Here is an 8040-nt window from a genome sequence, read left to right as displayed (position 1 = left end):
GGTGAATTTTGGCCACCAGAAGTAGAAGCCTGCGAACATCGCGAACACCACAGTGCCGAACACCACGTAGTGGAAGTGCGCCACCACGAAGTAGGAATCAGACACGTGGAAGTCCAGCGGCGGCGAAGCCAGGATGATCCCGGTCAGGCCACCGAAGAGAAACGTGATCAGGAAGCCGAGGGCCCACAGCATGGGAGTCTCGAATGTAATGGACCCCCGCCACATGGTGCCGATCCAGTTGAAGAACTTCACGCCGGTCGGGACCGCGATCAGCATGGTCATAAAGGCGAAGAACGGCAGCAGCACCGAGCCGGTCACGTACATGTGGTGCGCCCACACGGTCACGGACAGGGCCGCAATGGCGATGGTGGCGTAGACAAGGCCCTTGTAGCCGAAGATCGGTTTGCGGCTGAAGACAGGGAAGATCTCGGACACAATGCCGAAGAACGGCAGCGCAATGATGTACACCTCGGGATGGCCGAAGAACCAGAACAGGTGCTGCCACAGGACCGCGCCGCCGTTCTCCGGATCGAAGATGTGGGCACCGAAGCGGCGATCCGCGCCGAGCGCGAACAGTGCCGCAGCCAGCGGCGGGAAGGCCATCAGCACGAGGATGGACGTCACCAGGGCGTTCCAGGTGAAGATTGGCATCCGCCACATCGTCATGCCCGGAGCACGCATGCAGATGATGGTGGTGATGAAGTTGACCGCGCCCAGGATGGTACCGAAGCCGGACAGCGCCAGGCCGAAGACCCACAGGTCACCTCCGACCCCCGGGCTGAACGTCGTGTTGGACAGCGGCGCGTAAGCGAACCAGCCGAACGACGCCGCACCCTGCGGGGTGATGAAGCCGGACACCGCGATGGTGGAGCCAAAGAGGAAGAACCAGAAGGCCAGGGCGTTCAGCCGCGGGAACGCGACGTCGGGGGCACCGATCTGCAGGGGCATGATGACGTTCGTGAAGCCGGCGAACAGCGGCGTCGCGAACATCAGCAGCATGACGGTGCCGTGCATCGTGAACAGCTGGTTGTACTGCTCTTTGGTCTGCAGGATCTGCATGCCCGGTTCGAACAGTTCAGCCCGGATGAGCAGAGCCATGACGCCACCGAGGCAGAAGAACACAAACGACGCGATCAGGTACATGTACCCGATGGTCTTGTGGTCGGTGGAGGTGATCCAGTTGACGACGATGCGTCCCTTGGACCTAGGAACTACGGGAGCCTCAAGGGTTCCGGCAGGTGCGGTCTGGGTATAAGTAGCCACGTCGCTCCCCTTACTTAATTTCGTTCAGGTTCGGGTTGCGGTCATACTCTTCGCCGAGGAGTCCCGTGTTGCCATCTGCCTTGAGCTTGTCCATGTGAGCCTGGAATTCGGTCTCAGAGACAACCTTGACGCGGAACAGCATTTCGGAGTGGTACTCGCCGCAGAGCTCGGCGCACTTGCCGTCGTAGGTTCCCTCTTTAGTGGGCGTGAACCTGATGTAGTTGGTCTTGCCAGGGATCATGTCGCGCTTCTGCAGGAAGGCGGGAACCCAGAAAGAGTGAATGACATCGCGGGAGTTCAGTTCAAGGTCAACGGACTTTCCAACCGGCAGGTAGAGCGTCGGCAGCGCTTCCTTATTGATGGTGTTGCCCGTCAGGTGTGCCTGGACTCCAGCTTCGTGGACATCCTCGGTTACGACCTCGCCGGACTTGTAGTTGAAGTCCCAGGCCCACTGCTTGCCGCGGACGTCAACAACGACGTCGGCCGGCTTGGAGCGGTCATCGATCGCCTGCTGGTCGCGGTCGGTGAAGTAGAAAAACACCAGGACCATGAACAGCGGGATGGTCAGGTAAAAGACCTCCAGCGGGAGATTAAAGCTGGTCTGCCGCGGGAAACCGGTGGTGCCCTTGCGGCGGCGGTAGGCGACAAGGCACCAAACGATCAAACCCCACGTGATGATGCCCACAACCAGGGCTGCAATCCATGAGTTGACCCAGAGGTCCATGATCCGGTCAGTGTGATTGGTGGTGCCACGCTCGGTGGGCAGCCACCCCTTCTCTACCTCTGGCGAACATCCAGTCAAAACCAACGCGCCGGCAACTGCCAAGCCTGAGATCGAAGTGATCGTTTTGCGTTGGCTGCCGGTTCGGTTCTGCGAACTCACAGACGGCCCTTCCTACTTGTTGCTGTTGCCCGGCCACCCAAGGGGCCTTCCGGGCACACTAAAAGTTTTACTACTCGGTGTAGAGCTTACCGCTCTGCCGGGCGTTTCGCCCACATGTCGGCGCCGTGCCTCCGTGCCGTTTTTGGCGGACGGAAAGCACGGCGCCGACATCGGGCGAAAGAACCGGGTCAGTGGAACGAATCACCACAGGCGCAGGAGCCGCCGGCGTTGGGGTTGTCAATGGTGAAACCCTGCTTGGAGATGGTGTCCTCGAAGTCGATGCTGGCACCGCTGAGGTACGGCACGCTCATCTTGTCCACCACAACTTCGACGCCGTCATAGTCGCGGACGGCATCTCCATCGAGGAGGCGCTCGTCGAAGTACAGCTGGTAAATGAGGCCGGAGCAGCCGCCGGGCTGGACGGCAACGCGGAGGCGGAGATCGGTCCGGCCTTCCTGCTCCAGGAGGCTGCGCACCTTGCCTGCTGCGACGTCGGTCAATTTGACCTCGTGTGCGGCCAGTTCTTCGCTGGCAGCGCTGGTGGTCTCGGTGATGTTCTCGTTGGTTGCGGTGCTCATTTGGCCTACCTTAGGACGGTCCTGGCGGCCCCGCGTCAGCGGTGCCTGCCCCTACGGATACGGTACGGGCTATAGCTACATGCTACTTCGGTCAGCCCTGTAGCTCTAACTCCTGACGTAACCAAGCCTGCCCGCTGATTGTTCCCGACGGTGGAGGAATGCCGGCATCAGAGGGACACGGGATTCAGGCCAGGCCTTCTGCGTTCAGCCGGGCGAGCAGCAGCGCCTCGGCGACCACGGCGTTCCTGAAATCACCAATGTGAAGGGACTCGTTGGCACTGTGGGCACGGGAATCAGGATCCTCAACACCTGTCACGAGGATCTGGACGTCCGGATAGACGTCCATCAGGTCCGCAATAAAGGGAATCGATCCGCCGATCCCCATCTCCACTGCCGGAACACCCCAGGCTTCCCCCAGCGCCCACATGGCGAACGTCGCCGCCTTGGAGGATGTATCAGCGAGGAACGACTTTCCGCTTTCCCCGGGAGTGAACACCACCTTTGCCCCAAAGGGCGCATTGGCCTGGACGTGGCGTTGAACGGCTTCCATCGCTGCCGCCGGATCCTGGCCGGGCGCCAGGCGCAGGCTGAACTTGGCACGCGCCCGGGGCAGGAGCGTGTTCGAGGCCACGTCCACGGCGGGCGCATCGAAGCCGATGATGGACAGCGCGGGCTTAGTCCACAGCCGTGCGGCGATGCTTCCGGTGCCGGCGAGCCGGACGCCGTCGAGAACGGAGGAATCAGCACGGTACTCCGCTTCGGTGAGCTCCACGCCGACGTTGTCATTCGATACGAGGCCTTCGATGGCCACGTTGCCGTCAGCGTCGTGGAGGGTGGCAATCAAACGGGACAGCAGGGTTGGCGCGTCCAGCACGGGTCCGCCGAACATGCCCGAGTGGACAGCATGCTCCAGCACCTGGACTTCGATGGTTCCGTCCACCAGGCCGCGCAGGCTGGTGGTCAGGGCGGGAATGCCCACCTTCCAGTTGCTGGAGTCGGCCACCACGATCACATCGGCCCGCAGCAGCTCCCGGTGCGTTTCCAGGAAGGAACGGAAGGTGGGAGAACCAGCTTCCTCCTCACCTTCGCAGAAGAACGTCACACCAAGGCCGAATTCCGTGCCCAGAACCTCGGTCGCTGCGGCATAGGCGGCCACATGGGCCATGATCCCGGCCTTGTCGTCAGCAGCGCCACGGCCGTACAACCTGCCGTCCCGTTCGACGGCGGCGAAAGGCTCCGTTTCCCACAGCGCCGGATCCCCCGGCGGCTGGACGTCGTGGTGGGCGTACAGCAGAATGGTCGGCTTTCCTTCGGCCGCCCGTCGGCGTGCGACGACGGCAGGCCCGCCGGGGGTGCCGTCCTCCTTGTTACTGCGCAGGACCTGGACATCCTCAAGGCCGGCGGCGCGCAGCAGTTCCGCTACGGCCTGCGCGCTGGCTTCCAAGGGCGCAGGATCGAAACTCGGCCAGGCGATGCCGGGAATGGCCACAAGTTCCTTGAGCCGGTCGAGGGTTGTGTCGAAGGAAGCTGCCACGGAGAGCCTGAGTCCGTCCGCGTCGATGGCCGGTGCAGGGTGGCCGGGGCCGGGGGTGTTGGCGTCGGACGGACTGGCTGCTGGAGTGGGAGTCATGGCGAACACAATACCCGCGCCGAATCTCCTTGGGCCGCAAGGTATTCTGTTCACGTGTTCGGACGTAAAAAGGAAGCGCCAACGGCGCAGCAATCAATAGACCAGCAGGCCGCTGAAGCGGCAGCCCGGCAGGATGCCGCGTTGGGCAAGGGTGCGCCCACGCCCAAGCGCAAAGCCCAGGAGGCTGCCCGCAAACGGCCCCTGGTGCCGGAGGACCGCAAGGCGTCCAAGGCCGCTGAGCGCCAGGCTATCCAGGACCAGCGGACCAAAATGCGCCAGGCGCTTGATACAGGTGATGAAAAGTTCCTGCCCCTGCGCGACAAGGGTCCGCAGAAGCGTTATGCCCGCGACTACGTGGATGCGCGCTTCAGCCTGGGCGAATACCTCATGTTCGGCGCCCTGGTATTTGTCATCATTTCCCTCATTGTTCCGGCTTCCAGCGAGCAGATGGTTTATGTCCTGGGCGGTTTTTGGGTGATGTTCCTGGCCGTGTTTGTGGATGTGTTCATTCTGTCCAGGCAGCTCCGCAAGAAGCTGACCGAGAAGTTCGGCGGGGTTGAGCGTGGCACGGTTTGGTACGGCTCGATGCGGTCCCTGCAGTTCCGCAAGCTGCGCCTGCCCAAGCCGCTTGTGAAGCGCGGCCAATACCCGTCCTGACGTGTAGGCCGGACCCGGCAGCACTCCTCCCTTAAACAACGAAAACCCCGGTGGTCCAACCACCGGGGTTTTGTTGTGTGAGTCAGCGGTTGCGTCGCGCTTTCGCCAGGTCGCGGTTGATCCGCGACGCCCAGAACGGCCCCTCGTACAGGAAGGCCGTGTAGCCCTGGACCAGCGTGGCCCCGGCATCCAGACGGTCCTGGACGTCTTTCGCCGTCTCGACGCCGCCGACGGCCACCAGCGTGATCGCGCCCCCGGTGGCCTCCTTGAGCCGGCGCAGGACTTCCAATGAACGCTGTTTCAGCGGCGCCCCGGACAGGCCTCCGGCACCGCATTCGACCACTTTCTCAGCCGGCGACGCCAGCCCCTCACGCCCGATCGTGGTGTTGGTGGCGATAATGCCGTCCAGCTTAAGGTCCAGGGCCAGCTTGGCGACGTCGTCGATGTCGTCATCGCTGAGGTCCGGTGCGATCTTGACCAGCAGCGGGACGTGCCGGCCTGCCGCCTTGTCCGCCTCGTCCCCCACCGCGGTCAGCAGCGGGCGGAGTGTCTGGACATCCTGGAGAAGGCGCAGCCCGGGCGTGTTGGGTGAGCTGACATTGACTACCAGGTAGTCCGCGGCCGGCGCCAGGCTCCGGGCGCTGATCAGGTAATCGGCCACGGCGTCGTCGAGTTCCACCACCTTGCTCTTGCCGATGTTCACCCCGATCACGGGGCGCACGTTAGGGTGCCTGCGCTGCAGGGCGGCGCGTGCCGCTTTGAGGCGCGGTTCGACGGCGGCCGCGCCGTCGTTGTTGAAGCCCATCCGGTTAATGACAGCCCGGTCCTCGATCAGCCTGAAAAGGCGCGGCTTCTCGTTGCCCGGCTGCGCCTGCCCGGTGATGGTCCCTACTTCGACATGGCCAAAGCCAAGTTCGGTGAGGGCTTCGATGCCGAACCCCTCTTTGTCGAACCCGGCTGCGAGACCGAATGGGGATGGGAAGGTCAGCCCAAAGGCAGAAGTCTGCAGTGAGGCCGCGGGTGCCGTGAACCGGTGCAGCAGCCGTCCCGCGCCGGAAGCATGGGCAAGTTTGATTCCCTTGAATCCGATCTTGTGGGCGCGTTCCGCGTCCATCCACGAAAAGGCCAGCCTGAAGAATGTCGGATATACGCGCATGGCTCTAGTTTTCCGTCTCGGACGGTCCAGACCAAACCGGGCCGCCATACATGCGGCTCCGGCTAGCATAAAGCCATGAGGTGGCAGCCAGATATCCTCGGTGCCGGCTTCGAAGCCTGCACGTTCAAGGCAGGGGGCGAAGACGGCGTCCAGCGCACCGCCACGCTGGTGCGCTTCCGCCCGGGAAAGGAACCGGCAGCCACCGGCCTGCGCCGGACAGTGCTGTTCCTCCATGGTTGGAGCGACTACTTCTTCAATGTGGACCTGGCGCAGTTTTGGACACACAGCGGCTACGAGTTCTACGCCCTCGACATGCACAACCACGGCCGCAGCCTGCGCCCGGAGACGCCGGGCGGCTACGTGGCGAACCTGGCGGACTATGACGCCGAGATCGAAGCCGCCATCGCCATCATCCGGGCCGACACGCACACGCCGGAACTGGAAGCCAAGGCCTCCCTCACGCTGATGGGCCACTCCACCGGCGGCCTGGTGGCCGCCCTCTGGGTCAGCAACCACCCCGGAGCGGCCTCCCAGCTGGTGTTAAACAGTCCCTGGCTGGAGATGCACGGCAGCTCGCTGGTCCGCCGTGCTGCGTCCACGATGGTGGGACCCGTGGCGCGGTTCCGGCCGGAGGCTGTCCTGCGGCTGCCCGAGCGGGGGTTCTATTGGCGGACCATCAGCAGTTCAGCCGACGGCGAGTGGCCGCTTGACGACAGGTTCCGTCCGCCGATGGCATTTCCGCTCCGCGCGGGCTGGCTCAGCGCCATCCTGGCCGGCCACACCAAGGTGGCCCGTGGCCTGGACATCGACGTACCCATCCTGGTGCTGCTGTCCAGGGGAAGCGCCACCGGGCCGTTCTGGTCCGAGGAAATGCGGCGCACCGACGCGGTACTGGACGTCAACATCATCGCCCTCCGCGCCCTGACACTGGGGCGCAGCGTCACGGTGGAACGGATCGACGGCGCGCTCCACGACGTCTTCCTCTCCCCTGCCAAAGTGCGGGCAGACGCCTATGCGCGGCTCGCCCGCTGGCTCCGGGGTTACGGTACGGCCGAACCCGGTGCGGCGTCGACGGCGCCGCCGTAGCGCCGGTCCCGCTGGGCGTAGATTTCGACGGCGTCCCACAGGGTCCGCCGGTCGACGTCGGGCCACAGCGTGTCCATAAAGACGAACTCGGCATACGCGGACTGCCAGAGTAGGAAATTGGAGAGCCGCTGCTCCCCCGAGCTCCGCAGGAACAGGTCCACGTCCGGCAGGTCCGGTTCGTCCAGGTACTTCTGGATGGTTTTCTCGGTAATGGCGCCAGGTTTGAGCCGGCCTGCGGCAACCTCGGCGGCAATAGCCGATACGGCGTCCGTGATTTCCGCCCGGCCGCCGTAATTAACACACATGTTCAACGTGCACGTGCTGTTGCCCGCGGTAAATTCCTCGGCATCTTCCAGTTCGCGGATCACCGAGCCCCACAGCCTGGGACGCCGGCCAGACCACCGTACGCGGACACCCCAGTCGTCCAGCTGGTTCCGCTGCCTTCGTAGCACGTCCTTGTTAAAACCCATCAGGAAGCGGACCTCTTCGGGTGACCGGCGCCAGTTTTCGGTGGAAAACGCATAGACGCTCACGTATTCGATGCCTAGTTCGATAGCGCCCGCCATCACGTCCAGCAGGGCGGGCTCGCCGGCTTTGTGTCCCTCGATCCGCGGCAGGCCCCGCTGGTTGGCCCAACGGCCGTTGCCGTCCATCACAATGGCAACATGGCGGGGGATGAATTCTGCGGGGATCGCCGGGGCAACCGCGCCGGACGGGTGCGGATACGGTGCCACCACAGGGGTGGTCCGCTGCCGCGAAGGACTCTTCTTTTTTCCCAAGGCCACTG

Annotated in this window: 8 protein-coding genes; 2 read left to right on the top strand and 6 right to left on the bottom strand. The window is 63.8% G+C overall.

What is annotated here, in order from left to right; translation table 11 throughout:
* The 4 genes from V6M49_RS12165 to V6M49_RS12150 all read right to left on the bottom strand — a co-directional run.
* A partial coding sequence (locus V6M49_RS12165; RefSeq protein WP_332761251.1) for a cbb3-type cytochrome c oxidase subunit I occupies positions 1-1263 on the bottom strand: 1263 nt, incomplete at its 3' end.
* 10 nt (positions 1264-1273) lie between these two features.
* The gene (gene ctaC / locus V6M49_RS12160) at positions 1274-2146 is read right to left on the bottom strand and encodes an aa3-type cytochrome oxidase subunit II (protein ID WP_141140651.1); all 873 of its coding nucleotides are present in this window, start codon (positions 2144-2146) and stop codon (positions 1274-1276) included.
* 188 nt (positions 2147-2334) lie between these two features.
* Positions 2335-2724 carry a HesB/IscA family protein gene (locus V6M49_RS12155; RefSeq protein ID WP_104060685.1) on the bottom strand — a complete coding sequence of 130 codons (390 nt, stop codon included), beginning with the start codon at positions 2722-2724 and terminating at the stop codon, positions 2335-2337.
* A gap of 184 nt (positions 2725-2908) precedes the next feature.
* Positions 2909-4354, bottom strand: coding sequence for a dipeptidase (locus V6M49_RS12150; protein ID WP_141140652.1), 1446 nt, complete (start codon positions 4352-4354; stop codon positions 2909-2911).
* Between the two features lie 54 nt (positions 4355-4408).
* On the opposite strand from V6M49_RS12150, the gene V6M49_RS12145 reads away from it, so the two are divergent.
* Positions 4409-5011 carry a DUF3043 domain-containing protein gene (locus V6M49_RS12145; RefSeq protein WP_058932432.1) on the top strand — a complete coding sequence of 201 codons (603 nt, stop codon included), beginning with the start codon at positions 4409-4411 and terminating at the stop codon, positions 5009-5011.
* 82 nt (positions 5012-5093) lie between these two features.
* On the opposite strand, the gene V6M49_RS12140 is transcribed toward V6M49_RS12145, so the two are convergent.
* On the bottom strand, positions 5094-6167 hold the full coding sequence (locus V6M49_RS12140) for a quinone-dependent dihydroorotate dehydrogenase (protein WP_332761250.1): 1074 nt from the start codon (positions 6165-6167) through the stop codon (positions 5094-5096).
* Positions 6168-6242: 75 nt separating this feature from the next.
* On the opposite strand from V6M49_RS12140, the gene V6M49_RS12135 reads away from it, so the two are divergent.
* Complete coding sequence (locus V6M49_RS12135; RefSeq protein ID WP_332761249.1) at positions 6243-7253, top strand: alpha/beta hydrolase; 1011 nt, start codon at positions 6243-6245, stop codon at positions 7251-7253.
* On the opposite strand, the gene V6M49_RS12130 is transcribed toward V6M49_RS12135, so the two are convergent.
* The gene (locus V6M49_RS12130) at positions 7208-8038 is read right to left on the bottom strand and encodes an isoprenyl transferase (protein ID WP_254751960.1); all 831 of its coding nucleotides are present in this window, start codon (positions 8036-8038) and stop codon (positions 7208-7210) included. The genes V6M49_RS12135 and V6M49_RS12130 overlap by 46 nt on opposite strands.
* Positions 8039-8040: the final 2 nt, after the last annotated feature.

Source organism: Pseudarthrobacter sp. (genome assembly GCF_036675385.1).
GTDB lineage: Bacteria > Actinomycetota > Actinomycetes > Actinomycetales > Micrococcaceae > Arthrobacter.
Note: the sequence above shows the minus strand (reverse complement) of the source record. Positions and strands in the feature narration are given on the sequence as shown.

What these genes read in the sequence shown, in the direction of transcription:
- V6M49_RS12155 (WP_104060685.1), bottom strand. Translation starts at nt 2,724, where the DNA reads ATGAGCACCGCAACCAACGAGAACATCACCGAGACCACCAGCGCTGCC.
- V6M49_RS12140 (WP_332761250.1), bottom strand. Translation starts at nt 6,167, where the DNA reads ATGCGCGTATATCCGACATTCTTCAGGCTGGCCTTTTCGTGGATGGAC.
- V6M49_RS12135 (WP_332761249.1), top strand. Translation starts at nt 6,243, where the DNA reads ATGAGGTGGCAGCCAGATATCCTCGGTGCCGGCTTCGAAGCCTGCACG.
- V6M49_RS12150 (WP_141140652.1), bottom strand. Translation starts at nt 4,354, where the DNA reads ATGACTCCCACTCCAGCAGCCAGTCCGTCCGACGCCAACACCCCCGGC.